The following is a 25862-nucleotide window of genomic DNA, read 5'->3' on the forward strand; positions in this document are numbered from 1 at the left end:
TGGCGCCGTGTTTTCACATTGCGATATGTGCACTCGTTGAAAGGTTAGCCCGAAGCAGGTGCCCGCAACCCTGGTCGAACTGACTGACCGACCTGGCCGAAAGGACTAGGGTGCAGGCTTCACGCCGGCCTCCGCGCCCGCGGCGGCCGCCGCACCCCGACTCTCGACGCCCAATTTTCGCAGGACCCCGGCAACATGAAACTTGACTGTGCTCTCACTGACGCCGAGTCGCTCCGAGATTGCCTTGTTGCGCCGTCCGGCCACCAGATGCTCGAGTACCTCGAACTCCCGCGGAGCCAGTTCCGTCAGGACGTCGCGGTTCGGTAGGGCGACGGGCGCGTCGAGCGGGATGGTTGCGCTGATCCGGTTCCCCCACCCGGGCGTCGACTCGGATTCGACGGTTCCACCCAAAGTCTCTACCCTCGAACGTAATTGGCGTTCCACGTCGATCACGTCGGCTTCACCACCACCGTCGTCGCGGATGTCGATCGAGAGCGAAGCCGCGTCGAGGGTCCAGGCCACCCGGATTCGCGAGAGCGTCTGCTGATCCGACAAGGCCAAGACCGCGCCGCGGACGACCGCGCGGGCGCCGTGCGCCACTTCACCGGGTACCCCACGCCCGTCGACGGGTGGCTCCACCAACTCCAACGCGATTTCCCGATGCTTGAGCAGCGAACGCAATTCCCCACGCATCCGCGCAAAAGCGGTGGTGGTCGACTCTTCGGCCAACTCGCGGTGCACGTCGACGGCCGAACGCAGGCCGATCAGGGCCGAAGCCGCAGTCTCCCTGGCCGAGGTTCGAGCACGCGTGTCGTCGAGATCCGCCGAGCGCAGCGTCGCCAGCATCGTCTCGAGGGTGGCCGCATGCACCTCCGTCATCTCTGCCACGGTGCGTGCACGCTCGGACGACGCTGCCCGCGACTCGGCGAGATATGCCGGACTCGCGTTCCGCACCTGGAGCTGAATTCCGGTTGCAGTCACCGCGAACAGTGCCTGGATCAATTCGAGGGATGCCGCCTTCACCGGTCCGGGGTGCGGCGTCAGCACGAGTAGGGTGTCTGTTCGATCGAGCATCGCGAGCACTTCACGGTCTCGGCCGGCGATAGCGCACTTTCCCCGAAATATCTGTCCGACAGTGAGTTCCGTACGGATACGGTCGAGTTCGGCGATGGTCACACGATCGACGACAGCTGGATCCCCGGCAACCTTGCGCGGCCTACCGGTGCACTCACGGGTGAAGATCACCAGAGAGGTGTGCGGCGCCATGTCCGCGATCAGCGTCGAAAATCGTCGGCCGATTTCGGGAAGTGGTCCCACCAACACGTCTCGAAGGGCGGTGATCAGTAGCGCATTGTCGGTGGTGCTCACTGTTCAACGATAACCATCCGGTTCACTGGTGCAGCGTGGTCTTCATGAGCATCACGTTGTAGTCGGACCACGTGGTGGCGAGAAAGTAGAGGTCCTGCCCCTGCGACCAGGGGTGCATGTACGCGCCGTAGAGTCCCGGAACCTCGTCGGTGCCGATCACGACGTCCGGTGCGCTCCACGGGCCGGTCAGGTCCGACGCCGTCCGCAGCACCAACGCTCCCCACTCGTTGGAGTACATCGCGACGAACTTGCCGAGATAGTTGTTGTACTGCACCGACAGTTCGCTGACATCCCCGTCGAGAACTACCGCCGCGGCAGCGGGATTGTTGGGGACCCATGCCTTTCCGTCCCAGTATTCGTACGCCGCGACGTCCGCGATGGAGGCTTCCTTGACTCGCGAGAGACGCCCCTCGCCAAAGCGTCCGGCGGGGGTGCCGAAGTTGTAGACGTAACCACCGTCTTTGACGAAGGACCCCATCTGGAAGTTGTCGTTACCTGTCAACGGCAGATTGGGCCGGGACGAGGCCGGTTCGATCTGCCAGGTCTCACCGTTGTCGTGCGAGGACGCGATCTGCGAGAAGTTGGTGACCCACTCGCCCGACCCTCCCCACGAACGTATCGACATGTAGTTGACGTACTGAACGCCGCCCACGGAGATACCCGTCGTCGGAATACTGCTGGTTTCGACGCCGGTGACTTTCAGACTTCCGATGATCTCGCGCGAGTGATTCGGTCGGTCGGTCGGTGAGGAGTCGATGTTCATGCCGTCGGACAGATTTCCGTCCGAGCTACGGAACAGGACGTTGCTGCGCCAGTCGCCGACCACCCCGGAGCACAGAGGGTCAGATCCGATACCGACGGTGTCACCGAAAGCTGTCAGGACCTGACCTGCGCCGTTGTCCCACATGATGCCCAGATCCGTGCCGAGAACGTTGAACCGCTCGACGGTTTGGTTGGGGCTCAGCGCGCCCGTGATGTACTCGACCGCCGAGGTGCGGCCTTGCAATTCCGGCAGTTTGCCATCCGTGCCGTTGAGCCAGGGAATCGGATTGGTCGGCCCACCTGATTGATCCAAGCTCCCGGTGACATTGCAATCCCACGGGGATGCATTGGCCTGGGTCGCCCCCAAGACCGCGGTCGACGCGAGTACACACGTCACTGCTGCTGTCGATATCTTCCGCATCCGGCGCATCGCTCCCCTTTCGCGGGGGAGATCCGGACTCTACGAGGTGTGTTGCTCGACCGGATCGGTTCATCCACCCACGAGAACACAAGGTAACAGGTAAATCGGTCAATCAGGACAAAACGGGCTTATTCGGTGGAGATGGATTTCAACCATTTCTCCATCACGGCTGCGGCAATCTCGAGCCCCTGCGACTCGGCTGCACTCAACTGCTGCATGAAGATGCGCGGACCGTCCGCTCCCAGCGAAGCATGCAGCGAATCGCGGTACTCGGCCAGTTCCATCCACTCGCGCGCCACCGCGGAGGACGCTTCGAGGTGAAACTGAACGGCGTAACTCTGCTTGTATCGGAAGAGTTGATTCGGATACTTGGCTGAACCAGCGAGCCGCACCGCGCCGTTCGGAATGTCGAAGGTATCCGAATGCCATTGCATTGCAGGAAATGTGGAGGGCAGATCTCCCCACACGGGATCTTGCCGGCCCTCGACAGTCAAGGTGATCTCCTCAACTCCGACTTCAGGCACAGCGCCCGTGTAGACGCGAGCACCCAGCGCCGCGGCGAGCAACTGCGAACCCAGACACACTCCCCACACCGGGACGTCGCTCTCGACCAGATCGCGAATGTATTCGATCTCGGATGCCAACCACTCGACCTCGCCCTGATCGCCGACGCCCATCGGCCCGCCCATCACGATCACGGCGTCGAACCGTCGATGTGCCGGAAGCGGGTCGGTGCCCAGAAGAACAGTCTGCACGTCTCCGTAGCTCTCCAGGACAGGCGAATACGCCGCTGGGGGTTCACACTGCGCGTGTCGTAGTTCCAGAAAATGCATGTAGGCAATTCCTCTCGAATCCGGTGCCGAAAGCCTATGGTTCTATTCGACATAAGGCACATCGACGGCGTCGGATGTGCTCTGCGCTCGAATCTCCGCTTTCATCGCCCCTTTACCGACAAGGAACGTCTGTGCGCGCACCACACCTCTTTTCGACATCGATTCGCCCGCCCTCAACTGCCGTTCGCATCGGACTCAGCGCATTCGCCTTGGCGTCACTTGCCGCGTGCTCAGGAACAAGCACCGACAGCGAGGCCGAATCAACATCCACCGCGACCACCACTGCAACCTCGACAACTCAACCCACGACGACTCGGGCTCCATTGACCACCTCGGTGATCGGTACGACGAATTCTCCACTGGCCACGACCCCAGTCGCCGCGGAAGTGACGCCCGCTGCAGCTCCCGCGATCATGCCCAACGTCGTGTGCATGAATCTTCAAGACGCGCAGGACACCATTCAGTCGGCCGGAGTCTTCTTCTCCAGAAGTGCTGACGCAACCGGCGCGGGTCGACGCCAACTGGTCGATTCCAACTGGATTGTCGTCGATCAGACACCCTCTGCCGGAAGTCCTTTCGGGGAAATCGAAGCCGTGCTCTCGGCCGTGAAGATCGGCGAACCGAACCCCTGCTGATCGGCTGAGTTCTCGAACTTCGCAATTCCGGGAACGCTGCGCCTTACTTGACAACCACCTCCGATCTCCTTCACTGTAGTCAACATTACGAGTATCCAATATATTGGATGCGAAAGGTTGGATTGCAATATGAAGGTGCAACGAATACGGCAGAGCGTCAACTCTCCGGCGGCCATGAGCGACCCCGTCATCGGAATACTCGGAGGCATGGGGCCCGCCGCTACTGCCGACTTCTACTCCAAACTCGTTGCGCTGACACCAGGTTCGACGGATCAGGAGCACCCCAAAGTTATCATCTGGGCCGATCCCACCGTTCCCGACCGGACATTGGCACTCACCGAGAACGGCCCTGACCCCACCCCCTGGCTGATCCGCGGTGCGCGCGTTCTCCGAGAGTCGGGCGCGACGACGCTCGCCATCCCATGCAATACCGCCCACGCCTTCCTGCCCGCCATCTCGTCCCAACTGGGACTTCCCGTCGTCCACATGATCGACGAAGTCGCTCGGCACATCCGGACGCTCTCACCCGCCGTCACATCCGTCGGACTATTGGCCACCACGGGGACGGTCCGCACCGGGTTGTATCAACAATGGCTGTCGGAATACTCGATTGACGTCCTGGTGCCCGGACCTGCGATCCAGGACGAACTGGTGATGCCGGCGATCCGAGCAATCAAGAGCGGCTACGTCGGAGACGAGACCACCGACAAGCTCGTCAGGGCCGCTGATCTTCTCGTCGAATCGGGCGCGCAGGTCGTCGTGGCCGGATGCACCGAGATTCCGCTCGGACTGCCCGCCGACGCCACAACCTGTCAGATCATCGATCCGGCAACAATTCTCGCCCGCGCTCTGCTCCGGCGGGTTGCAGATGCCCGGAGACACCCTTCGATGGTCGTTTCGGGCTGACCTGCAGCAGGGAGGCTGCAGAGTACGATATCCAGTATGTTGCGTGGCGGTAAACCGGTTGAGCGAGCACGAATGAGCGACATCGCTCTCGAACGCATTCGCGAAGCGATCGTCACCGGTGAACTGGCGCCGGGCTCGAAGATCAAGGACAGCGAACTCGCCGAGTATCTGGGACTGAGCAGAACTCCGGTCCGCGAAGCGCTCGCAAGGCTGGTCGACACCGGACTCGTGGAAGCGAAACCCGGTGCGTACACGCGCATCACCACCCTCGACCGCGGCGACGTCGAGGCAACACTCGCAGTCATCGAAGCTCTCGACCAACTGGCCGTCGTCACCGCTGTACCGAATCTCACCGACGAGATGATCGGGGCGATGCGTTCGGCCAACAAGGACTTCGCTGCCGCCGTCAAGCGAAACGACATAGGCCGAGCCCTGACCGCTGACGATCGCCTACACAGCGTCATCATCGATGCTGCGGCGAATCCGCTGTTGAAGAAGCTGATCCACCAAGTGCACCCACAAATTCACCGCATCTACTACCGCAAGTTCTCGAGCCTCCTCGGGAGCCAGGACTCCGTCGATCATCACAACAGGCTGATCAAGCTGTGCGCAGACCACGATGCCGAGGCGGCAGCGACGCTGTCAGCCGAACATCGACGCCATCTCGGCGGGCTGATCGGCGAACTTTTCGACGCCGACGAGTTCGCGCTCTCGGACTGACCGAGTCCGGGTACAAGTTTCGGCGCTTGCCTATATTGGTCATTGCCGATATAAATGACTGGTGCATGCATTCGACGTTCTCGGAGACCCAGTGCGGCGACGAATCATGGAACTCTTGTCCGGCGGCGAGCGCTCGGCGGGTCAGATCGCCGAAGTCGTGGCAGCGGAGTTCGGAATCTCGCAACCGACCGCGTCCGGACACCTGCGAGTACTCCGAGAAAACGGATTCGCCACCGTCCGCAGCGAAGGCACCAGGCGTCTCTATGCCGTCGAGCCCGCGCCATTGCAAGAAGTGGACCAATGGCTCGACGGATTCCGGCAGTTCTGGAGCGGCCCTCTCGACGCATTGGCCACAGAACTCGCACGCGGGAAACGACGCGGCTCGAAGCGGAGCAGATCTTCACAATCGAATTCTTCCGACGAAGGAGACTCACAATGACCGAGATCGCGAACCAGGACACCAGCCTCACCGCGGTGGAGCGGAGCATGGGTAACCGCGACATCGCAGAAGGTTCGGCTCGAACTGCCGTACTCAAGCGCCGCTACAACGCGTCGGTCGACGACGTCTGGGATGCCATCACGACCCCTGACCGCATCAACCGTTTCTTCCTTCCGGTGAGCGGAGACTTCCAGGTGGGCGGCTCGTACGCCTTCGAAGGCCAGGCAAGTGGCGAGATCCTGGCCTGCGACGCCCCACACCTGCTGCGACTGCAGTGGACACCGCCCGGCGATCGCGGATACAGCGATCAGGTCGAGATCCGGCTGACTGCAGACGGCCCCGACGCCACCTGGCTCGAGTTGGAGCACGCCTCCGTCGCCGATGTCTTCCGCAACGACCCGGACACCGGCTGCTACGGCGTCGGAACCGGCTGGGAAGGCCCACTTCACTACCTGGGCGAATACTTGCGCGGCACTCTCCCTGATGCGCCGAGCACCGAGTGGTACACCTTCGACGAAGCAGAGGAGCTTCGTCTGGCCAACTTCCGAGGGTGGGAGTGGGCAAAGATCGAGGCAGAGCACGGCGACCGATAACGCCCAATTCTTCGAAAACGGTCACAGGATGGCCGTTTGCTTTGTATCGTGACCGAGCTGGACGTATGTCCAGCAGTTTTGGTGGCTTCCTTTCGTGCCACACCTGCTTCGGTCCACGAGAAGAGAGCTCCACATGGCGCCACAACCCGTAGTCGACAACGCGGCCACGACGCGACGCACGCACATCATCCGGACAGTTCTCGCTGTCCTCGTCATCGCACCGCTGTCGATTGCGGCGTTCTACATGTGGGCACTGTGGGATCCGGGCGACACGGTCAACCGCTTGCCCGTCGCCATCGTCAACGCCGATGCCGGCACAGAACTCGACGGAACACGTCTGCAAGCCGGCGATGAAGTTGTTGCCGCGCTCGTCGAGAGCGGAGACGTTGCATGGAAGGTCGTCTCGGAACAAGAAGCCGCCGACGGCGTCAACGACGGCACCTATTACTTCTCTGTCGTCATTCCGAAGACTTTCAGCGCGGATGTGGCCAGTGCCGCATCGGGTTCGGGCCGCAAGGCCGAACTCGACGTCTTGTACAACGATTACAACAGTCTGGTCGCCGGCCCGGTCGGTGAAAGCATCATCGCTCAGGTGCGCTCGGCGGTCTCCGAGTCGATCGGCGAGCAGTCCATCGACCAGGTGCTGGTCGGGTTGGGTGAACTCGGAACAGGATTCGGTGAAGCAGCAGCAGGAGCGCAACAGCTGTCCGACGGATCCTCCGAAGCGCTTGCCGGAACCAACGAGCTCTACGCCGGAAGCAAGGAACTCGCCACCGGCATGGGCGAAGCAGATCAGGGCGGCAAGGAGCTGGCCGCCGGAGCCGGCGAGCTGGCTGCCGGAGCTGGCGAAGCTGCTGCAGGCTCGGGCGAGCTGAGCAGCGGACTCAACCAGTTGGTCGGGGGAACCGACGAACTCGGCGCAGGCGCCCGTCAGATCAGCGAAGTGGTCGACATGGTCACCACCCCGGTACTCGACCTCGCGGGGTCCTCGGACGCCGTCGTCGGTCAGATCGACGCCCTCACGTCGATGCTTCGAAACTCGGCCGATCCGGTCTCCGCCGGACTCGTCGAAGCCCTGGCTGGACTGCGGGCTTCCCTGACTGCACAACCGTCGGACGACGACGTGATCGGTCAGCTCGGCCAGCTTCGCGACGGCGCGCGGGAAATCTCGCGGCAGCTCACTGATCCGAGCAGCGACTACCGTGGTGGGCTCCTTGCCGCCGCGGCCGGTGCAGGTGAACTCAACACCGGCCTGGGCCAACTGTCCGACGGCGCAGGCCAACTCGCTACCGGTGCACAGGAACTCGCCACCGGGCTGGGGCAGTTGGACACTGGAAGTATTGCGCTCCGTGACGGTCTCGGGCAGCTATCGGCCGGCGTCGGCGAGCTCGACGCGGGCAGCGCGGAACTCGCCACCGGTTTGTCCGACGGTGCCGCCCAGGTACCGCAGTTCACGGACGACGAGCGCGCCACCACGGCCAATCTCCTCTCCTCCCCGGTTGCCGTCGACGCGCGGAACAACTATCCCGCAGCCGGTTTCGGGCCGGGAGCCGTACCTGCCGTGATCTCGGTGGCACTGTTCCTGTGCGGAATTCTCACGTGGTTCGTCGTCCGCCCACGACGCGGACGTTCACTGAACTCGCACACCAGCGTGGTACGTGAGGGGCTGCGCCGCTACCGCATTCCCGCCCTGGTCACCTTGGTCGCGGCGCTCGTGTTGTCGGTGGTGTCACTGACCGTGGCAAACGTCGAACCACCTAGTGTTCTGGCGATGATCGCAGTGATGATCCTGGTGGGTGCCGCCGCGGCCAGCTCGGGCAGGCTCTTCACCGTTGTGTTCGGTGCCGTCAACGGAACCTTCATCGCTCTGGGCGCCTTGATGATTCAGATCTTCGCCTTCGGCGCGGTATACCCCATCGAACAGATGCCGACGGTTCTGCAGTGGCTGCACGCTCTGATGCCACTCACGTGGGCGCGCAACGCCATGCGCATGGTCCTTGTCGGATACTACGGCCCGAAATTCTGGGTGGCGGTAATCGCTCTGGCTGCCTTGGTGATCGGAGCCGTCCTGTTCACCATCTGGTGGCGACGGCGACAAGAACCGCCGACCGACGACGACGACGCGCCGATCACCGAGGAGATCGTGTATCTCCAGCAAACGCAAGCGTGAGCCGGATCAGCGAACGAGCGTCGTACGCATCAACATGACGTTGTAGTCGGCCCACGTGGTGGCAAGGAAGTACAGATCCGAACCACTGGACCACGGGTGGATGTATGCAGCGTAGATACCGGGAACCTCGACCAGATTGACCAATGTTTCCGGTGCCGTCCACGGACCGACCGGACTGGGAGCGGTTCGCATTACGATCGAACTGAACGCGTCGGCGTACATCGCCACGAACTTGCCGAGGAACTCGTTGTACTGAACGGAGACCTCACCGATGCGGCCGTCCATGACGGGTACGGCCGCAGCGGGATCGGCAAGGACCCAGCCACTTCCGTTCCAGTACTCGTAGGCGGAAAGATCGAGGATCGCCCCCTCGGGCGCGCGAGAAAGTCGAACCTCGCCGGATCGTCCCGCGGGGGTTCCGTAGTTGTAGACGAACCCGCCGTCCTTCACCATCGAGCTCATCTGGAAGTTCTCGCTACCGGCGACGGGGGCGACACCCGCGGGAAGAACCCCACCGATGTTGGGGCGCAGAGTTTCCGGACGAGTGGTCCACGTTTCGCCGTTGTCCGATGAGGTGGCAATCTGCGAGTAGTTCGTGCTCCACTGCCCGGCCTCGCCCCAGTTACGCACCGACATGTAGCTCAGATACTGCACACCGTTCACTGCGATGCCGCTCGTGGGGATGCTGGAGGCCTCGACACCCGGAATCTTCAGACCGGAAATGATCTCACGCGCCTGAGCTGTGCCGTCCATCGGCGCACTGTCGATGCGCATACCGTCGGCCAGTACCCGATCCGAGCTGCGGAAGAGTACATTGCTTCGCCACTCGCCCACCAAACCGTCGCAGCCGGGGTTACGACTGAGCCCGGTGGTATCGCCGAAAGCGGTCAGAATCTGCCCCGCACCGTTGTCCCACATGATGCCCAGGTCGGTACCCAGGACATTGAAGCGATCAACGGTCTTGTTGGGACTGTATGTCCCGGTGACCTTTTCGATCGCGGCAGTACGACCGGACAGACCTGGCAACCCTCCGGTGTTGCCGTTGAGCCACGGTGCCGCATTGGCCGGACCACCGCTACTACCGACGCCACTGACTCCGACGCATCCCGGCGCAGCCATCGCCGGCGAAGCCACCACCGTGACGGCAGCAGCTGCCAGAGCAGCAACTACCTCGAACACCCCCAACGATCTCCCCGCGCGAAACATGACTCCCCCAAGGCCGGGATTGTTGGTGTTGTCGTCGTCGTTCCCCCCGAACCTCGGATAATCTAGCAACTGCAGTCACAGACAACCCAATCAGACAAAGGGACGAAAAGGCCTGAAAGTCATAGTAGTTCAGACTTTCAGGCCTTTTGGGACAGAGGAGATCGGTCAGTAGGTCAGCGCGCTCCGCTCGCACCGCCGTCGAGTGGAATCACCGCGCCGGTCAGATAAGCCCCGGCACGTGAAGCCAGGAAGATGGCAAGACCTGCGGCATCCTGGGGAGTTCCGACCCGGCCCAACGGGACCGAGTCCGCCACAGCCTTTGCACTCTGTTCGTCCTCGAGGAGGAATGCCATCATCTTCGACGGGAACGGGCCCGGCGCAATGGCATTGACCGTGATCTGTTCCCCCGCAAGCGTTGCCGCGAGCTTGCGCGTCAACATGTGCACCGCAGCCTTACTGGCTCCGTACGAGAAGTTCTCCGAACCCGACACCACGAGTCCGTCGATCGATCCGATATTGATCACGCGCGCGGGATCTTCCGCCGTGGCGGCAGAACGCAACTGCGGCAACAGCTTCTGCGTCAAGAGGAAGATTGCCTTGACATTGATGTCGAAAATCTTGTCGAAGCCGGCGGCCGGAAAATCGTCGACGGGAGCTCCCCACGTGGCACCGGCGTTGTTGACCAGTACGTCGAGCGTCGGCGAAATCTCGGCGACCTTCGCAACGAGGCTCTCGATCCCCTCGTCCGTGGACAGATCGGCCGGATGCGAGATGCAGGTGCCGAACTCCGAAAGCTCTCGCGCGGCTTCGTCACAGGCTTCGGCTTTTCGGGCCGAAATGACGACCGTCGCTCCGCCTTCGACAAACCCGCGAGCGATCATGTATCCGATGCCGCGTGATCCACCGGTGACCACAACGGTCTTGCCACTGACGTCGAACAGTCCCTCGATCAAGCTCATGCGACCTCGAAAAGCCCGGCAGCACCCATACCGCCGCCGATGCACATGGTCACCACCACGAGCTTGGCTCCGCGCCGTTTTCCTTCAAGAAGAGCATGGCCGACCAGACGAGCCCCCGTCATTCCGTACGGATGGCCGACGGAGATACCGCCGCCGTCGACGTTGTACTTCTCGGGATCGATCCCGAGCTTGTCGCGGCAGTACAGGGCCTGAGAGGCGAAGGCCTCGTTGAGTTCCCAGAGATCGATGTCGTCGACCTTCAGCCCATGAAGATCCAGCAGACGCGGAATCGCGAACACCGGTCCGATGCCCATCTCGTCGGGAGCGCAACCCGCGACAGCCATGCCACGGTAGATACCGAGAGGAGCCAACCCGCGGCGTTGCGCCTCGCCTGCCTCCATCAGCACCGACGCCGAAGCGCCGTCGGAGAGCTGAGACGAGTTGCCCGCAGTAATGGACGAATGAGCACTGACAGTCCCGTCGGCCAGAACCGGTCGCAGACTCGACAGCCCTTCCAACGTGGTGGAAGCGCGGTTGCCTTCGTCGCGGGTCAGCGTCACGGACTCGCTGCGGATCTCACCGGTCTCCTTGTCCTGCACCTGCTTGATCGAGGGCAGCGGGACGATCTCGAGATCGAACCGACCTGCGTCCTGGGCCGCTGCGGTCCGCTGCTGAGAGACGAGCGCGAACTCGTCCTGCTGCTCGCGGGTCACTCCGTAGCGCTCGGCGACGATCTCGGCCGTGTGCAGCATCGGCATGTAGATCGACGGCTTGTTTTCCTTCAGCCACGGATCAGCCGCGCGGAAGTTGTTCATGTGATCGTTCTGGACCAACGAGATCGATTCGACTCCGCCGCCGACCGCGATCTGCATTCCGTCGTCCACGATCTGCTTTGCTGCGGTTGCGATGGCCATGAGCCCGGACGAGCACTGACGGTCGATCGTCATTCCGGAAACCGAGTCCGGAAGCCCGGCCCGCAGCACCGCTTGCCGTGCGACGTTGCCGCCGGAGGATCCCTGCTGCAGCGCGGCGCCGAGGATGACGTCCTCGACCTCGCCGCCCTCGAGGCCCGCGCGCTGAACTGCATTCGAAATGGCATGTGCAGCAAGCTCTTGAGCCTGAGTGTTGTTGAACGCGCCGCGGTACGCCTTACCGATCGGGGTACGGGCGGTGGAAACGATGACAGCTTGCCTCATCGGGGAATCCTTTCGTCGAACACGAAGTGCTGTGCGCCTTTATTAACCGCCGGGGGTTAATAAAGGCGCACAGCAAGAATCAGGGCTGGAACACGACGCGACCGACAGTGGTGCCGTCGCCGAGGCGACCGATACCGTCGGCAACGTCCGTCAACGACAGCCGCTCACTGATCAGTGGTTTGACCAAGCCGGCATCGGCGAGCCTGGTGAGCTCGACGTGGCAGTCGTCGATGGCCTGCTGGTTGTAGGCCTTGTACAGCCCCCAGTGCAGTCCGATGAGCGAATAGTTCTTGATGAGAGCGTGATTGAGTGCCGGCTGCGGGATCGTGCCCCCGGCGAAGCCGATGATGACGATCCGTCCCTCGAAGGCGATGCACTTGGTGGACTTCGCGTATGCGTCGCCGCCGACCGGATCGAAGACCACGTCGGCGCCCTTGCCGCCGGTGAACTCCTTGACCGCTGCCACGAAGTCCTCACTGTGACGGTCTACGACGAGGTCTGCGCCGAGCTTGCGCGCGTACTCGGCCTTGTCCGGACCGCCGACGACACCGATCACCTTGGCGCCTGCCGCCTTGCCGAGTTGCACTGCCGCACTACCGACACCACCCGCAGCAGCGTGGACCAACAACGTCTCACCCTCGAGCAGTTGGGTGCGGCGATGCAGAGCGAACCACGCTGTCTGATAGCCGATGCTCAGAGCGGATGCTTCCGCGTCGTCGAGAGCCGACGGCGCCGGGAACGTGTTGTTCTGATCCAGTACCGAGTACTCGGCGAATCCGCCGGACGGCAGACTCGGATTACCGATCACCCGGTCCCCCACTGCGAATTTGGTCACCGATTCACCGACCGAGACCACTTCACCACACAGTTCGACACCGGGTGTGAAGGGCAGCGGCGGCTTGATCTGGTACTCACCCCGGCACATGAGGACGTCGGGGAAGTTGGCCGGAGCCGCCAGCACCTTGACCAACATCTCCGTCGCATTCGGGGTGGGATCCGCGGTCTCCTCCAACGCGAGCACATCGCGGGGTTGACCGAGTTCGTTGACGCGCCAAGCCTTCACAGCAATTCTCCAGACAGATAGTGGGTGAGTTTCAGGACGAGATCGGGAGGTCGACCAACTCGGCGAGGCGTGCCCGATGCTGATACGCGGTTCCCAGCGACAGCTGATCGCTCTTCGCCCGTTTGAGGTACAGGTGCGCCGGATACTCCCACGTCATTCCGATACCACCATGAAGTTGGACGCACTCCTCGGCAGCATGAACCGCGACGCCGCTGCAGAATGCCTGGGCCACCGTCGCTGCGATCGCCGCATCGGCGTCGCCGCGTGCATAGGTGTCCGCCGCATATCGTGCTGCCGCTCCCGAAGAGCTGACTTCGAGCCAGAGATCGGCGAGGCGGTGCTTGATCGCCTGGTACGAACCGATCGCCCGGCCGAACTGCTTGCGCTCCTTCACATACGCGAGAGTCGTTTCGAGGCACCACTGAGCTACAGCGAACTGTTCGGACGCCAGAAGTGCGCTTCCACAGAGCAACGCTTCCTCAACCGCTTGCGCCGCATTGCCGCTGTCGACACGGACCGACGACGACCCCGAGAACTCGACGTCCGCCAATCGGCGCGTCATGTCCAGGGACAGAACCGGCGTGACGGTAGCGTCGGCGATCCGAACGGTATGCAGCTCCAGACCGCTTTCACCCGCAACCGGAACAACAAGAACATCGGACTCGGCGACGCCGGCAACCGTCGTGACGCTGCCGACGAGTCCACTCGCCGTTGCCTTGACAGTAGGTGTGAAAGTTCCTGGTGCAGTGGACAACGGGACGACCAGAGCAGCCGTCGAATCCCCCGCTGCCAATTGACCGAGCACCTCGGTCTCGCCGGCCTTCAGCAACGCCGTCGTCGCCAGCACCGCGCTGGTGAAGAACGGAACGGGAGCGACCGCACGTCCGATCTCCTCCATCACGACCGCCGCCTCACGCGTCGACGCACCTGCCCCGCCCAGTTCCTCGGGTACCAGCAGTCCCGCCAAACCGAGTTCCGACGCCAGCGACTTCCACAGCCCGGTGAAGTCGGCGGACACGTCGTCGTACGCCGTGACCACGGTGTCGGCGCCGGCGCGCTCGCTCAGCAGTCGTCTGACGCTGGCTCGCAGATCTTGTTCGGTCTCGGAGTACAACAGATCGGCGCTCATCGGGGTAAGTCCTTCCAGGCGATGTCCTTGTCGACGCGATGCTCGGGCGGCAACCCGAGTACACGTTCTGCGATGACGTTGCGCAGGATCTCCGACGTTCCGCCCTCGATCGAATTGCCCTTGGCTCGCAGGTACCGGTATCCGGGTTCACGCCCGGTGAAGTCGACGGAATCCGGTCGACGCAGTGTCCAGTCGTCGTAGCGCAGACCGGCTTCGCCGTGCAGTTCGAGGTCGAATCCAGAAATCTGCTGGGCCAAACCGGCAAACGCGAGCTTCATTCCCGAGCCTTCGGGGCCAGGCTGGCCGGCGGCGAGCTGCTGGCGCAGTCGCTCCCCGGTCAGACGCGCAACTTCGGATTCGGTCCAGAGTCGCATCAACTCGTCGTGCATCGCCGGGTTACGCAGCTCGGGCTCGTCACGCCAGGCCTGAGCGACTTTTCCGATCATGCCGCCCTCACGCGGTGCGCCCGAACCGATGGCAACCCGCTCGTTGTTCAGGGTGGTGGTCGCAACCTTCCACCCCTGACCTTCGGCTCCGAGGCGATTGGCGTCCGGAATCCTGACGTCCGTGAGGAATACCTCGTTGAATTCGGCCTCGCCGGTGATCTGGCGCAGCGGCCGGACGTCGACGCCCGGGTCGGTCATGTCGCAGATGAAGTAGCTCAGACCCGCATGCTTGGAACGTGACGGATCGGTCCTGGCCACGAGAATCGCCAGCTGCGCATTCTGCGCGCCCGACGTCCATACCTTCTGCCCGTTGACTATCCAGTCGTCGCCGTCGCGGACGGCGCGGGTAGCGACGGCCGCGAGGTCCGAACCTGCGCCCGGTTCACTGAACAGCTGGCAGTAGACCGTCTCCGCAGTCCACAACGGGCGCAGGAACTTCTGCTTCTGCTCCTCGGTGCCGAAGGCAGCGATGGTCGGTGCCGCCATGCCCAGTCCGATCCCGTTCTTGCCGGTGGCCGGGCCCGGTGCACCGGCGGCCTCCAGCTGAGCGTTCACCTGACGCTGAAAGCTCTGCGGTACACCGAGTCCCCCATGACCTTCGGGGAAATGAACCCACGCCAGTCCGGCGTCGAATCGTGCGCCGAGGAAATCCGATACCGACACGCTGTTCGGATCGTTCTCCGCGAGAAGCGTGTTCACCTTTTCGGTGAGATCACGCGATACTGCCTCTTCGTCGAAAGCCATGCCCATTCCTTCGGTTCGAGCGGTGAGCGGACGGTCAGTCCTTCGGTCCACCGGCGACGTAGACGACCTGACCGGAAACGAAGCCCGCGCCTTCGCTGACGAAGAACGACGCGGTGTGCGCGATGTCCTCGGGCTGTCCGACGCGATTGACCGGAATCTGCGAAGCGGCAGCGGTCTTGAAGTCCTCGAAGCCGACGCCCATTCGCTCGGCCGTTGCGGCGGTCATCTCGGTTTCGATGAATCCGGGGGCAATAGCGTTCGCGGTCACGCCGAACTTGCCCAGCTCGAAGGCCAATGTCTTGGTGAAGCCCTGCATTCCGGCCTTCGCAGCGGAGTAGTTGACCTGTCCACGATTACCGAGAGCCGACGTGCTCGAGAGGTTCACGATGCGGCCGAACTTCGCTTCCACCATGTACTTCTGCACCGCACGCGACATGAGGAACGCTCCGCGCAGGTGGACGTTCATCACCGAATCCCACTCGGCAACGCTCATCTTGAACAGAAGGTTGTCGCGAGTGATGCCGGCATTGTTGATCAGTACGGTGGGTGCACCCAGTTCTGCGGCCACACGATCCACTGCTGCAGCGACCGAAGCCTCGTCGGAGACGTCAGCGCCGACGGCCAGCGCCTGTCCGCCTGCGGCCTTGATCGCGTCGACGGTTCCGGCACACGCCGCTTCGTCGAGGTCGAGCACGGCGACGGCAAAACCGTCTTCCGACAGTCGCTTCGCTACTGCCGCACCGATTCCGCGTGCTGCACCCGTGACAATTGCGGTTCTACGTTCCTGGCTCACTGGCCCTCCATACTTTCGTGATTCGACGGACACCGGACGATCTCGTCAGATCCCGGCCTGATCTGCAATTTCCCTGGCTTTGGCGACCAAGGCGTCAATACGTTCCACGGTGGGAGTTCCGCTCTCGGCGGCATTCTGCGGTTCGTCGCGGGCGCGACGCATCACGCCCTCGGCGATCACGGCAATCTTCCACAGTCCCAACGTGTGCCAGAACTTCAGCGCAGCCGGATCCCGTCCGGTGGCCTCGAGATAGATCCGGGAGATCTCCTCTCGCGAGGGGAATCCGGGGAGTGCCGACGCCGGGAAATCGCCGCCGGTATTCTCCCCAGCCGCCGGCCAGTACGCCAACAAGCTTCCGACATCCGCCAACGGATCACCGAGTGTGCAGAGTTCCCAGTCGAGGGCCGCGACAACCTCGCCGTTCTGAGCGGAGGTGATCACGTTGCGCAGGTGAAAGTCGCCGTGCACCAAGGTGGTTTCAGTGTGCTCCGGCTGGGCTGCAATCAAGCGTCGCGTGAGATCGTCCAGGTCGGGGCATTCCCTCGTCTTCGACTGTTCCCACTGCCCACCCCAACGCTTCAACTGCCGTGCGGCGTAGGGCTTGTGGCTTGCCAAGTCGTCGAGCCCGGCCTGCTTCAGATCCACGGCGTGAATTTTCGCCAACGTCTGAGCGAGCGAGATGCCGATTTCCCGACGACGATCTTCCGACAACGCTTCCGCCAGAGGCATCCGGTCGACCACTTCGCCGTCGACGAATTCCATCAGGAGCAGCGGAACTTCGGTGACGGCCGGATCCTCGGTCAACCCGAATACTCGCGGCGAAGGTACATCGGTGGACTCGAGAGCGCTCAGGATTCGAGCTTCGCGCGCCACGTCGTGAGCCGAGGCCAGAAGGTGACCCAGCGGTGGGCGTCGCAGCACCCAGCGATGGCCGCCCTGATCACGTACCAGGTACGTGAGATTGGACTGCCCCAGGCCGATTCGGTCGAAGGACAGCGGCCCGCTGAAGTCGATCCCCAGGGCTGCTATCCACCCGGTAACCGCTTCGGTATCGAGTCCCACTACTCCGACGCTAGCCACCGACGGACGCCCCTTGCCGGAACGGGAGTGCGTCACCCAACAACTGGCCACCGTCGATGGTCATGATCTCGCCGGTGATCCACTGGGCTGCATCCGAAACCAGGAAGGCGATGGCAGCGGCCACGTCCTCAGGTTCGCCGATGCGTCCGAGCGCGGTCGACGCGGACACCGCTTCTTCGTGTTCTTTCCACAGTGCTTCGGCGAGTTTGGTTCTCACCACTCCGGGAGCGACCGCATTGACACGAATCTTCGGCGACAACTCGAGCGCCAACTGCTTGGTGATGTGGATCAGAGCAGCCTTCGACGCGTTGTACGTACCGATTCCCGCCTCGAACGCCATGCCGCCGATCGAGGCGGTGTTGACCACGGAACCACCGTGCTCGCCCATCCAGGCCCGCGCTGCGAGGCCGGTCCACAGGACTGGAGCCCACACGTTGACGTCGAAGGTCTTGGCGAAGCGCGAGTGATCCTGATTGATGATCGGCCCGAACGACGGGTTGGTGCCCGCGTTGTTCACCAAGATGTCGAGGCTGCCGAAACACTCGATCGTCTGCTCGACGCACTTGCGGGCAGCATCCTCGTCCGTCGCGTGAGCGCCGACGCCGATCGCGTTGCCCTTCACCTGTGCGGCAGCCGCATCTGCGGATTCCTGTGAGCGTGAGGTCAGTACGACGTTTCCGCCCGCCGCCGCAATCGCCTGCGCGGTGGCGAGGCCGATGCCCCGCGATGCGCCTGTGACGATTGCCGTCTTACCTGTGAGATCCAGTCCTGCCATGTCAGTTCGCCTTGACTTCGCGGTACTTGCGCAGTTCCTGCTTGGCGATGGCGCGCTTGTGCACCTCGTCCGGGCCGTCCGCCAGGCGAAGGGTGCGCATGTGGGCGTAAGCCATCGCGAGCGGGAAGTCGTCGGTGACGCCGCCACCGCCGTGAACCTGGATGGCGCGGTCGATGATCTTGAGCGCGATGTTCGGTGCCGCAACCTTGATGGCTGCGATCTCGGTGCGCGCTTCCTTGTTGCCCACCGTGTCCATCATGTGTGCGGCCTTGAGGGTGAGGAGTCGAACCATCTCGATGTCGATACGAGCCTCGGCGATCCAGTCCTGGATATTCGCGTTGTCACTGACAGGCTTCCCGAAGGTGATGCGGGTGGATGCGCGCTTGCACATCAGTTCCAGTGCGCGCTCGGCCATTCCGATTGCACGCATGCAGTGGTGGATGCGGCCGGGGCCGAGGCGGGCCTGGCTGATCGCGAATCCTTCACCCTCACCGGCGAGAATGTCCTTGGCCGGGACGCGCACGTCCTCGAAAGTGATCTCGCCGTGTCCTTCGCGGTCCTGGTAGCCGAAAACCGGCAGGTTGCGCAGGATCGTGACGCCGGGAGCATCGATCGGCACGACCATCATCGACTGCTGACGGTGGGTGGCGGCATTGAAGTCGGTCTTGCCCATGACGATCAGAACCTTGCAGTTCTGGTGCAAGGCGTTGGAAGCGAACCACTTACGGCCGTTCAGCACGTACTCGTCGCCGTCACGGTCCATACGGAGCTGGATGTTGGTGGCGTCGGAGCTGGCAACCTCGGGCTCGGTCATCGCGAAAGCGGAACGAATTTCGCCTTCGAGAAGCGGCTTGAGGTACTTCTCCTTGTGCTCGTCGGTGCCGAAGAGCGTGAGCACCTCCATGTTTCCCGTGTCCGGAGCGGCGCAGTTGGTGGCCTCGGAGGCCAGGTGGCTGCGGCCCATGATCTCTGCGAGCGGTGCGTATTCCAGGTTCGTCAGGCCGGGGCCCCACTCGGGATGGGGATGGAAGAGGTTCCACAGCCCGCGGGCCTTGGCTTCCTTCTTCAAGTCGTCGATGATCGGCGGCTGGAAGTGCGGGTTACCGGACTCACGCATCTGCTCTTCGTAGACCGCTTCGGCCGGGTAAACGTGCTTGTCCATGAAATCGAGCAGTTCGGCCTGGTACTTCTTGGTGCGATCCGAGAACTCAAACACTGACATGTGAACTCCTGACAGAGAGGGAAGGAAAATTGGGGGCTCGATGTTCGAGATGGCTGTTGACGCCCTCGACGACATCCGGGCCGTGAAATGCGTTCAGCATCAGCGATTCCGCACGCCTGGCGGAATCGGTGAAGGTCGAGTGCGCGTCGGCACTCATCTGAGATTTGATGACGGAGAGGGACGTCGGCGAGCAGTTCGCCGCGATGTCCTCGGCGTAAGCAATCGCCGCGTCCAGAACGTCACCGCCGGTGACCAGGTGGTCGATCAAACCGATGCGGTACGCCTCGTCGGCGTCCACCATCCGACTGGAAAGCAGAAGATCGACTGCTCGACTGTGCCCGACCAAGCGGGGCAACATCCAGGAGATGCCGTACTCCGCAATCAGGCCTCGACGCGCGAACGCGGTAGTGAATCGTGTTGCGCTCGAACCGAAACGAACGTCGCAGTACAAAGCCTCGACCATTCCGAGCCCTGCGGCGACGCCGTTGACGGCGGCGATCAGCGGCTTGCGGATGGTGGTCGGGAAATGACGGTCTCGCGGCCGGACAAGATCACTTTCGGAGACTTCGCCGACGTTCTTCAAATTGCCGAGGTCAGCCCCCGAGCAGAATCCTCGGCCGGAGCCGGTGACAACAATTGCTCGGACACTGGGATCTTCGTCTGCCACGGCCAGAAAGTCGTAGTACTGATCTTCGAGCTCGTTGGTCCACGCGTTGAGAACGCGGGGCCGATTGAATGTCAGAACCAGCACCGCTCCTCTCTGCTCGGAGAGGACGAGTTCCTCGGTCATCGTGTTCCCGCGAGGAGCGACGCCTGGTACCGGCGCATCCCGCGCAGCCAACGGTCGTAGTCGGCGCCCTTCTGCCGGTACATGTCCAGCACGTTCTTGTGCGGAAGGATGAGAAATTCTTCGGCATCCACTGCCGCAAGAACGATTTCGGCGCATTCGGCAGGCTCGAGAACATTGCCTGCCGCAAGCACGGCTCCGGTTGCGGCCTTGCCGACCGGATCGCCGGAGTTCTCACCTTCGTAGAGAAGCTTGGTGTTGACGCCCATCGGGCACAAGCAACTGACGCGAACACCCTGATCTCCGTAGGTGATCGAGAGCCACTCGGCAAACGCGACCGCGGCATGTTTGGTCACCGAGTACGCGGCGGACCCGACCTGACTGAGCAAGCCGGCCGCAGAGGCCGTGCTGATGAAGTAGCCCTCCCCGCGCTCCGTCCAGCCTGGGACGAGGAGCCTGGCAGCGCGAATGTGGGCGCGAACGTTGACGTCGATCGTCGTGTCCCAGACGTCTTCACTGATGTCGAGGCCCATGCCACCGGTAACGCCGGCATTGGCGAAGTAGAGGTCGACCGGGCCGAATTCCTTTTCCGCCTGCGCGATCAGGCCCGCAATGACCGTCTCGTCGGAGACGTCGCCACCGGCAGACACGGCCGCTCCGGGACGCTCCGCGTTGATCGCCTCTGCTACTGCCGAAGCTGCTGCCCCGTCCAGGTCAGCCACTACGACGCGAGCACCCTCGGCAGCCAGTCGCTCGGCCAGTGCACCGCCGATTCCCCCGCCGCCACCGGTGACAATTGCTACCTTCTGGGCAACCTTCATGAGCGATTCCTCTCGCTTGCGTCATACCTACGCGCTGACAGTGATCCACGTCTCCCCTCATGTATAGTTGAATCCGGCGTCAGTTTCAACCGTCGAATCGCGACGGTCACCCGAACGGCCCGTTCCGACCTCCTGAACTGCGAGTAAAGGGATAACGATGACTGAAAACCAATTGCCCGTCCGCCCGTCCACCTTCGCCGAGCTCGAGAAGCTCATCGGCCAGGAACTTGGCCCGACGGAGTGGTACGACATCACCCAGGAGCGCATCAACGCGTTCGCCGAAGCCACAAACGATCATCAGTGGATTCATGTCGACCCGGAACGAGCCGCATCGAGCCCGCTCGGCAGCACGATCGCGCACGGACTCTTCAGCCTCTCGCTGGGCCCCCAGTTCTCCTACCAACTCATCCACTTCGACGGCTTCGCCCACAGCCTCAATTACGGCTACGACAAGGTTCGCTTCCCCGCTCCCGTTCCCGTGGGATCCCGGGTCCGCATGCGCGCAACCGTCGTGTCCGCGGAGCAGTTGCCCGGCGGAATCCAAGTGAAGATGAGCCAGGTGGTCGAGCGCGAGGGTTCCGACAAGCCCGTCGTGGTCGCCGAATCCGTCGCTCGCGTCGTCGAAAAGAGCTGACCGAAAAGAGCTGAACCGAGACTGGGACGCCCGGCCGCTCGAACATCTATGCAGCCGGGGCGGCCCACCTCGTCAGAGACGGTCGGGGAACTTCAGAGCGTTCGCCCACAGATCGGTCACAGTGGCGACAATCTGATCGAACTCCGGTGAACGCCCGTCCACCTCACCCTCACGAAGGGTGAACAGACTGTAGGCGAGTCGACTCACCATGCCGGACAGAGCAATCGACGCCGTCATCGGATCCAGCGTCGCGTCCGCGATGCCGCGGGACTGCAGATCTGCAATCCCGCGGGCATTGCGGCGTATGAACGCATTGGCACGCTCGCTGCGGAACTTCCGGAACTCCGGGTCGATGTGAGCAACCTGCTCCATGAGCCCCATCAACTTCGCATTGCGTTGATACGCGGCCAGATACGCTCGATTACTTGCCTCGAGCACGGCGTACGGATCGTCCGCACCCGCAACGCGTCCCATGCCCGGGTGCATCATGTCGTCTCGCGCGACCTCGAGGACGGCGGCGAACACCTCTTCCTTGTTCGCGAAGTACGTGTAGAACGATCCCGTCGCGCAACCGGCCTCTTTGGCGATGTCGATCAAACGTGCATCGAGATAGCCACTGCGCTCGAAAACCTTACGGGCAGCAGCAACCAAAGCCGCACGCGTGCGTGTCCCCCGCTCGGTGGTCGGTCGATCCCGGAGCAGCGCGGGCGGAGCCACCGGCAAGGCGGCAATTCGCGATTCGTCGTCGAGCACGGTGCGCTCCTCATCCTTCCGATCAACATCATTTTCGGGACAATCCCAGCAGACTCGATGTTGACGCCGGATTCAAGTGTACGCTCTGGTGAGACCCAGGACACACAATCGGTCGATTCCTCCCGAAAGGCAGAACCATGGTTAGCGTTCTCGACCCGGTGACCCGTCACGCGGAAGCCACTCCGGAAAATATTGCAATTCGCGGCACGGATAATCATTGGACATACCGACAGCTCCACGACGCGTCTTTGGCGTTTGCCGGCCGCATTCGCGACGAAGGGTTGAGCATCGGCGACCGGGTTCTGCTCGCGGCGCCGTCGGTGCCTGAATTCATCGTGGCGTACATGGGGATTCAGGCTGCAGGTTGTGTCGTGGTGCCCATCAACACGATGTCGGCGCAACCCGAAGTCGAGTACGTACTGGACGACGCCGAGATTTCGCTGGCGATCGCCTGGCACCAGCTCGGTCCCGCAGTTCAGGATGCAGGGAGTGCGCGCGGCGTCCCGGTGTGGACGCTCACCGAAGAATCGGCGAAGGCCGACCATCCACCGGCAACGGTGGTCGACCGCGACGCAGCGGACACCACGGCGATTCTCTACACCTCCGGTACCACCGGACGTCCGAAGGGCGCTCAGCTGACAGTCGGGAATCTGTTGTCTGCCGGTGAGATCGGCGCCGAGAGCAGCCGCGGAAATCCCTCGGACCGCACCGGTACCGGACTGCCGCTCTTTCACATCTTCGGCCAGGGTTCGGTCATGATGGCAACCTTCACCGGCGGCGGATCACTGTCCCTGCTCGCCCGGTTCGACCCGGCCGCCATGCTCGATCTGGTGCGTCGGGACAAGCTCACCATCATGGCCGGCGTCCCCACCATGTGGAATGCCATGCTGCACGCCGCAGCCGACGTGGACAGCTCCGACTTCGAACAACTGCGGATCGCAATCTCCGGTGGCGCATCACTTCCCGGTGAAGTCGCTCGCGCCTTCGAAGCACGGTTCAACTGCACAATCCTCGAGGGCTACGGCCTGACCGAGACGAGCGCATTCGGAACTTTCAACAGCATCGACCGCGTCGCAAAGATCGGATACACCGGCCGCGCCGTACCGCGCACCGAGGTCGAGGTCCGTGATCACGACGGAAATGTCTGCCAGGCAGGCACAGTGGGCGAGGTATTCATCAAAGGACCGACGGTCATGAAGGGCTACTGGAAGCGCCCGGCCGACACGGCCGCCGTCCTGTCCGACGACGGATGGTTCCGCACCGGAGACCTCGGCGAGACCGACGCCGACGGTGACCTTCGCATCGTCGACCGCGTCAAGGACCTCATCATCCGCGGTGGATACAACGTCTATCCAGGCGAGGTCGAAGAGGTGCTCTACCAGCACCCCGACATCATCGAGGCCGCGGTGATCGGTATACCCGACGACTACTACGGCGAGGAGGTTGCGGCGGTGGTGGCCGTGCGCCCAGGCTCCGACCTCGAAGCAGATGACGTCACCTCGTGGGCTCGGGAACGTCTGTCCGCCTATAAGATTCCGCGGGTGGTCCAGTTCATCGACGCGCTCCCGAAGGGTTCGACGGGAAAGATCCTCAAGCGATCGATCGACCGCACCGAACTCCGCGCCCAGAAGCAGAACTGAAAACACAGGTGAACCCCGGCGAGATTTCGCCGGGGTTCACCTGTCCATGCGCTCAGAGTGCCCTGTCCATGCGCTCAGAGTGCGTCGAAGTACTCGATCTGCGGGGCGCCTGCGAGGAAGGGCGCCATCGCCTTTCCCGCGGCCTGGAAATGCTCGGACGATCCATGGGCCTTGATCGCAGCACTGTCTTGATACAGCTCCATGAACTTGTAGGAATTCGTATCCGTCTTCGAGCGGATCAGTTGATACAGAACCGTTCCGGGCTCTTCCGTGCGCACCTTCTCGGCAAGTTCGGCGACTACGGCTTCGAACTGTTCGCCGCTTCCGTCTTTGACGGTGATATCCGCGATGACAGCAATCATTCATTCCTCCAAAAGTGTTCCAGCAGAATTCGAGTGTTACCGAGAACCTACAGTTTCACTGCATGGGCAGTAGTCCGAACGTCGATTCCAACTGCCTGCGAGTGCTTTCCGCATCGGTGTGGAGAATGCCGGCGATCCCCAATCGTGCCGCGCCGTCGAGGTTCTGTTGCAGGTCGTCGATCATCACGGCACCTTCGGGCGCAACACCCAGCCGCTCGCACGCGATGGTGTAGATCTGACGAGAGGGCTTACGAATCCCGACTTCCGAGGAGATCACCACTTCGTCGGCGAGGTCCTCGAGCACAAAACCCGCGTAGCAATCACGCCCGAAAGCATTGGACACGAGCGCAACAGGGTGACCCGCCGCTCGGACGTCCGCAATCAGTCGCACCATCTCTTCGTCTCGGACAAGCCCGGCCTGCATACGGTCGACCAATCCTTCGCTGTCCACGACGGCGCCGTGCGCTCGTAGACGTTCTCCGAATCCTGCTTCGAAGGCCTCCTGGTCGATCTTTCCGGATTCGTGATCGGAGAGCAGTTTCTTCGAGACGTCGTCGCGGGAGAGCAGGGTCAACGGAAGTCGTGGGTCGCCGCCAAGCGAGGCCCCGAAATCTTCGAAGGCCCGCAGCACACTGGAGGTGAGAACTCCACCGAAATCGACGAGCACTGCCGTACGCGTGGGTGTCATTGCTCCATCAGACACCAAACATGAACCCGGCGTCAACATCAATTTTGGCGTAGCGAGAATTGCAAAGTGTTGATCCACAACCGGTTGACGGTATCGAGCAGACCGTCGAAGGTCACTCCGGCGGCGCCGTCCTCGCCGCCGCGGGATACGAAGTACCCGAACGCAAGTCGACTGATCATCCCGGAGAGTGCCCGAGACGTCAGTAGCGGATCCAGATTCGCGTCCGCCAGTCCGGCTTTCTGCAGCTTCTCGATACTGCGCGCGTTGCGTCGAACAAACGCGTCAGCACGCTCGAGGCGGAGAACCCGGAACTCCGGATCGATGCTTGCTACCTGCTCGAGCAGTCCCATCAGCTTCGCGTTACGTCGGTACGCCTCGAGGTACGCGCGGTTGCTCGCCGCGATGACCTCAGCGGGATCCGCGCCTTTCGGAGTGTGCGGCATACCCGGATGCATCATGTCTTCGCGTGCCAACTCCATCACTGCCGCGAAGATCTCTTCCTTGCTCGCGAAGTAGGTGTAGAAGGTACCGGCCGAGCACTGCGCCTCCACAGTGATGTCGATCAGCCGCGAGTCCAGATAGCCGGACCGTTCGAAAACGGTGCGGGCCGCATCGATCAACGCTCGACGCGTACGCAAACCACGCTGAGTGGAGGGGAGTTCCCGTGACACTGTCGACGAAGCATCTTCGGAGCCTGTGCGTGCTGCAGCCATGCTC

27 protein-coding genes are annotated in these 25862 nt (G+C 62.7%); 8 read left to right on the plus strand and 19 right to left on the minus strand.

What is annotated here, in order from left to right:
- Positions 1 to 105 precede the first annotated feature (105 nt).
- The 3 genes from ATN38_RS09540 to ATN38_RS09550 form a co-directional block, all read right to left on the minus strand.
- Entirely contained in the window at positions 106 to 1368 is a 1263-nt protein-coding gene (locus tag ATN38_RS09540; protein WP_218747863.1) for a response regulator transcription factor family protein, read from the minus strand.
- A gap of 22 nt (positions 1369 to 1390) precedes the next feature.
- The gene (locus ATN38_RS09545; RefSeq protein WP_064074987.1) at positions 1391 to 2560 is read right to left on the minus strand and encodes a DUF4185 domain-containing protein; all 1170 of its coding nucleotides are present in this window, start codon (positions 2558 to 2560) and stop codon (positions 1391 to 1393) included.
- Between the two features lie 119 nt (positions 2561 to 2679).
- Positions 2680 to 3306 carry a type 1 glutamine amidotransferase gene (locus ATN38_RS09550; protein ID WP_007730853.1) on the minus strand — a complete coding sequence of 209 codons (627 nt, stop codon included), beginning with the start codon at positions 3304 to 3306 and terminating at the stop codon, positions 2680 to 2682.
- A 209-nt stretch (positions 3307 to 3515) separates the two neighbouring features.
- On the opposite strand from ATN38_RS09550, the gene ATN38_RS09555 reads away from it, so the two are divergent.
- The 6 genes from ATN38_RS09555 to ATN38_RS09580 all read left to right on the plus strand — a co-directional run bounded on the left by ATN38_RS09555 (position 3516) and on the right by ATN38_RS09580 (position 8847).
- Positions 3516 to 4019, plus strand: a complete 504-nt coding sequence (locus ATN38_RS09555; RefSeq protein ID WP_054827219.1) for a PASTA domain-containing protein — start codon at positions 3516 to 3518, stop codon at positions 4017 to 4019.
- A 129-nt stretch (positions 4020 to 4148) separates the two neighbouring features.
- Positions 4149 to 4925, plus strand: coding sequence for an aspartate/glutamate racemase family protein (locus ATN38_RS09560; protein WP_256931597.1), 777 nt, complete (start codon positions 4149 to 4151; stop codon positions 4923 to 4925).
- A gap of 36 nt (positions 4926 to 4961) precedes the next feature.
- Positions 4962 to 5645, plus strand: coding sequence for a GntR family transcriptional regulator (locus tag ATN38_RS09565; protein WP_003942830.1), 684 nt, complete (start codon positions 4962 to 4964; stop codon positions 5643 to 5645).
- Between the two features lie 61 nt (positions 5646 to 5706).
- Entirely contained in the window at positions 5707 to 6084 is a 378-nt protein-coding gene (locus tag ATN38_RS09570) for a helix-turn-helix transcriptional regulator (protein ID WP_003942971.1), read from the plus strand.
- Positions 6081 to 6677 carry an SRPBCC domain-containing protein gene (locus ATN38_RS09575; protein ID WP_042446276.1) on the plus strand — a complete coding sequence of 199 codons (597 nt, stop codon included), beginning with the start codon at positions 6081 to 6083 and terminating at the stop codon, positions 6675 to 6677. Before ATN38_RS09570 ends, ATN38_RS09575 begins: the two co-directional genes overlap by 4 nt.
- Positions 6678 to 6810: 133 nt before the next feature.
- On the plus strand, positions 6811 to 8847 hold the full coding sequence (locus ATN38_RS09580; protein WP_218747864.1) for a YhgE/Pip domain-containing protein: 2037 nt from the start codon (positions 6811 to 6813) through the stop codon (positions 8845 to 8847).
- A gap of 6 nt (positions 8848 to 8853) precedes the next feature.
- Here the strand turns inward: ATN38_RS09580 and ATN38_RS09585 are convergent, their stop codons facing one another.
- The 12 genes from ATN38_RS09585 to ATN38_RS09640 all read right to left on the minus strand — a co-directional run bounded on the left by ATN38_RS09585 (position 8854) and on the right by ATN38_RS09640 (position 21068).
- Positions 8854 to 10053, minus strand: coding sequence for a DUF4185 domain-containing protein (locus ATN38_RS09585; RefSeq protein ID WP_218747865.1), 1200 nt, complete (start codon positions 10051 to 10053; stop codon positions 8854 to 8856).
- A 173-nt stretch (positions 10054 to 10226) separates the two neighbouring features.
- Entirely contained in the window at positions 10227 to 11012 is a 786-nt protein-coding gene (locus tag ATN38_RS09590) for a RhlG family 3-oxoacyl-ACP reductase (RefSeq protein WP_003942909.1), read from the minus strand.
- A complete protein-coding gene (locus ATN38_RS09595) occupies positions 11009 to 12208 on the minus strand; it encodes an acetyl-CoA C-acyltransferase (protein ID WP_003943187.1) in 1200 nt (399 codons plus the stop codon). The genes ATN38_RS09590 and ATN38_RS09595 overlap by 4 nt, the downstream gene beginning before the upstream one ends.
- A 79-nt stretch (positions 12209 to 12287) precedes the next feature.
- Positions 12288 to 13271: an NADPH:quinone oxidoreductase family protein gene (locus tag ATN38_RS09600; protein ID WP_218747867.1), complete on the minus strand. Its 984-nt coding sequence runs from the start codon at positions 13269 to 13271 to the stop codon at positions 12288 to 12290.
- A 31-nt stretch (positions 13272 to 13302) separates the two neighbouring features.
- On the minus strand, positions 13303 to 14400 hold the full coding sequence (locus ATN38_RS09605) for an acyl-CoA dehydrogenase family protein (protein ID WP_064074991.1): 1098 nt from the start codon (positions 14398 to 14400) through the stop codon (positions 13303 to 13305).
- Complete coding sequence (locus ATN38_RS09610) at positions 14397 to 15590, minus strand: acyl-CoA dehydrogenase family protein (protein WP_003943047.1); 1194 nt, start codon at positions 15588 to 15590, stop codon at positions 14397 to 14399. Before ATN38_RS09610 ends, ATN38_RS09605 begins: the two co-directional genes overlap by 4 nt.
- Before the next feature lie 34 nt (positions 15591 to 15624).
- Positions 15625 to 16383: a 3-oxoacyl-ACP reductase FabG gene (gene fabG, locus ATN38_RS09615; RefSeq protein WP_020909429.1), complete on the minus strand. Its 759-nt coding sequence runs from the start codon at positions 16381 to 16383 to the stop codon at positions 15625 to 15627.
- Between the two features lie 45 nt (positions 16384 to 16428).
- A complete protein-coding gene (locus ATN38_RS09620; RefSeq protein ID WP_218747869.1) occupies positions 16429 to 17463 on the minus strand; it encodes a phosphotransferase family protein in 1035 nt (344 codons plus the stop codon).
- The gene (locus ATN38_RS09625; RefSeq protein WP_218747871.1) at positions 17456 to 18238 is read right to left on the minus strand and encodes an SDR family oxidoreductase; all 783 of its coding nucleotides are present in this window, start codon (positions 18236 to 18238) and stop codon (positions 17456 to 17458) included. Before ATN38_RS09625 ends, ATN38_RS09620 begins: the two co-directional genes overlap by 8 nt.
- A 1-nt stretch (position 18239) precedes the next feature.
- Positions 18240 to 19460 (minus strand): acyl-CoA dehydrogenase family protein, encoded by a 1221-nt coding sequence (locus ATN38_RS09630; RefSeq protein WP_019745701.1) that lies wholly within the window; start codon positions 19458 to 19460, stop codon positions 18240 to 18242.
- A complete protein-coding gene (locus tag ATN38_RS09635; RefSeq protein WP_003942852.1) occupies positions 19447 to 20250 on the minus strand; it encodes an enoyl-CoA hydratase-related protein in 804 nt (267 codons plus the stop codon). The genes ATN38_RS09630 and ATN38_RS09635 overlap by 14 nt, the downstream gene beginning before the upstream one ends.
- Positions 20247 to 21068 carry an SDR family oxidoreductase gene (locus tag ATN38_RS09640; RefSeq protein ID WP_003942864.1) on the minus strand — a complete coding sequence of 274 codons (822 nt, stop codon included), beginning with the start codon at positions 21066 to 21068 and terminating at the stop codon, positions 20247 to 20249. The genes ATN38_RS09635 and ATN38_RS09640 overlap by 4 nt, the downstream gene beginning before the upstream one ends.
- A gap of 157 nt (positions 21069 to 21225) precedes the next feature.
- On the opposite strand from ATN38_RS09640, the gene ATN38_RS09645 reads away from it, so the two are divergent.
- Positions 21226 to 21702 carry a MaoC family dehydratase gene (locus ATN38_RS09645; protein WP_003942878.1) on the plus strand — a complete coding sequence of 159 codons (477 nt, stop codon included), beginning with the start codon at positions 21226 to 21228 and terminating at the stop codon, positions 21700 to 21702.
- A 72-nt stretch (positions 21703 to 21774) separates the two neighbouring features.
- Here the strand turns inward: ATN38_RS09645 and ATN38_RS09650 are convergent, their stop codons facing one another.
- On the minus strand, positions 21775 to 22455 hold the full coding sequence (locus ATN38_RS09650; RefSeq protein WP_218747873.1) for a TetR/AcrR family transcriptional regulator: 681 nt from the start codon (positions 22453 to 22455) through the stop codon (positions 21775 to 21777).
- Positions 22456 to 22592: 137 nt separating this feature from the next.
- On the opposite strand from ATN38_RS09650, the gene ATN38_RS09655 reads away from it, so the two are divergent.
- A complete protein-coding gene (locus ATN38_RS09655; RefSeq protein WP_218747875.1) occupies positions 22593 to 24095 on the plus strand; it encodes an AMP-binding protein in 1503 nt (500 codons plus the stop codon).
- A gap of 74 nt (positions 24096 to 24169) precedes the next feature.
- Here the strand turns inward: ATN38_RS09655 and ATN38_RS09660 are convergent, their stop codons facing one another.
- From ATN38_RS09660 to ATN38_RS09670, 3 genes are read right to left on the minus strand one after another with little or no spacing between them, the layout of a single operon-like run.
- Positions 24170 to 24457, minus strand: coding sequence for a putative quinol monooxygenase (locus tag ATN38_RS09660; protein WP_007730819.1), 288 nt, complete (start codon positions 24455 to 24457; stop codon positions 24170 to 24172).
- Between the two features lie 55 nt (positions 24458 to 24512).
- Entirely contained in the window at positions 24513 to 25145 is a 633-nt protein-coding gene (locus ATN38_RS09665; RefSeq protein WP_083056384.1) for an HAD family phosphatase, read from the minus strand.
- Positions 25146 to 25183: 38 nt separating this feature from the next.
- The gene (locus tag ATN38_RS09670; protein WP_003943027.1) at positions 25184 to 25858 is read right to left on the minus strand and encodes a TetR/AcrR family transcriptional regulator; all 675 of its coding nucleotides are present in this window, start codon (positions 25856 to 25858) and stop codon (positions 25184 to 25186) included.
- Between the last annotated feature and the right edge of the window lie 4 nt (positions 25859 to 25862).

Source organism: Rhodococcus sp. FH8, from assembly GCF_019266085.1.
GTDB lineage: Bacteria > Actinomycetota > Actinomycetes > Mycobacteriales > Mycobacteriaceae > Rhodococcus_F > Rhodococcus_F qingshengii.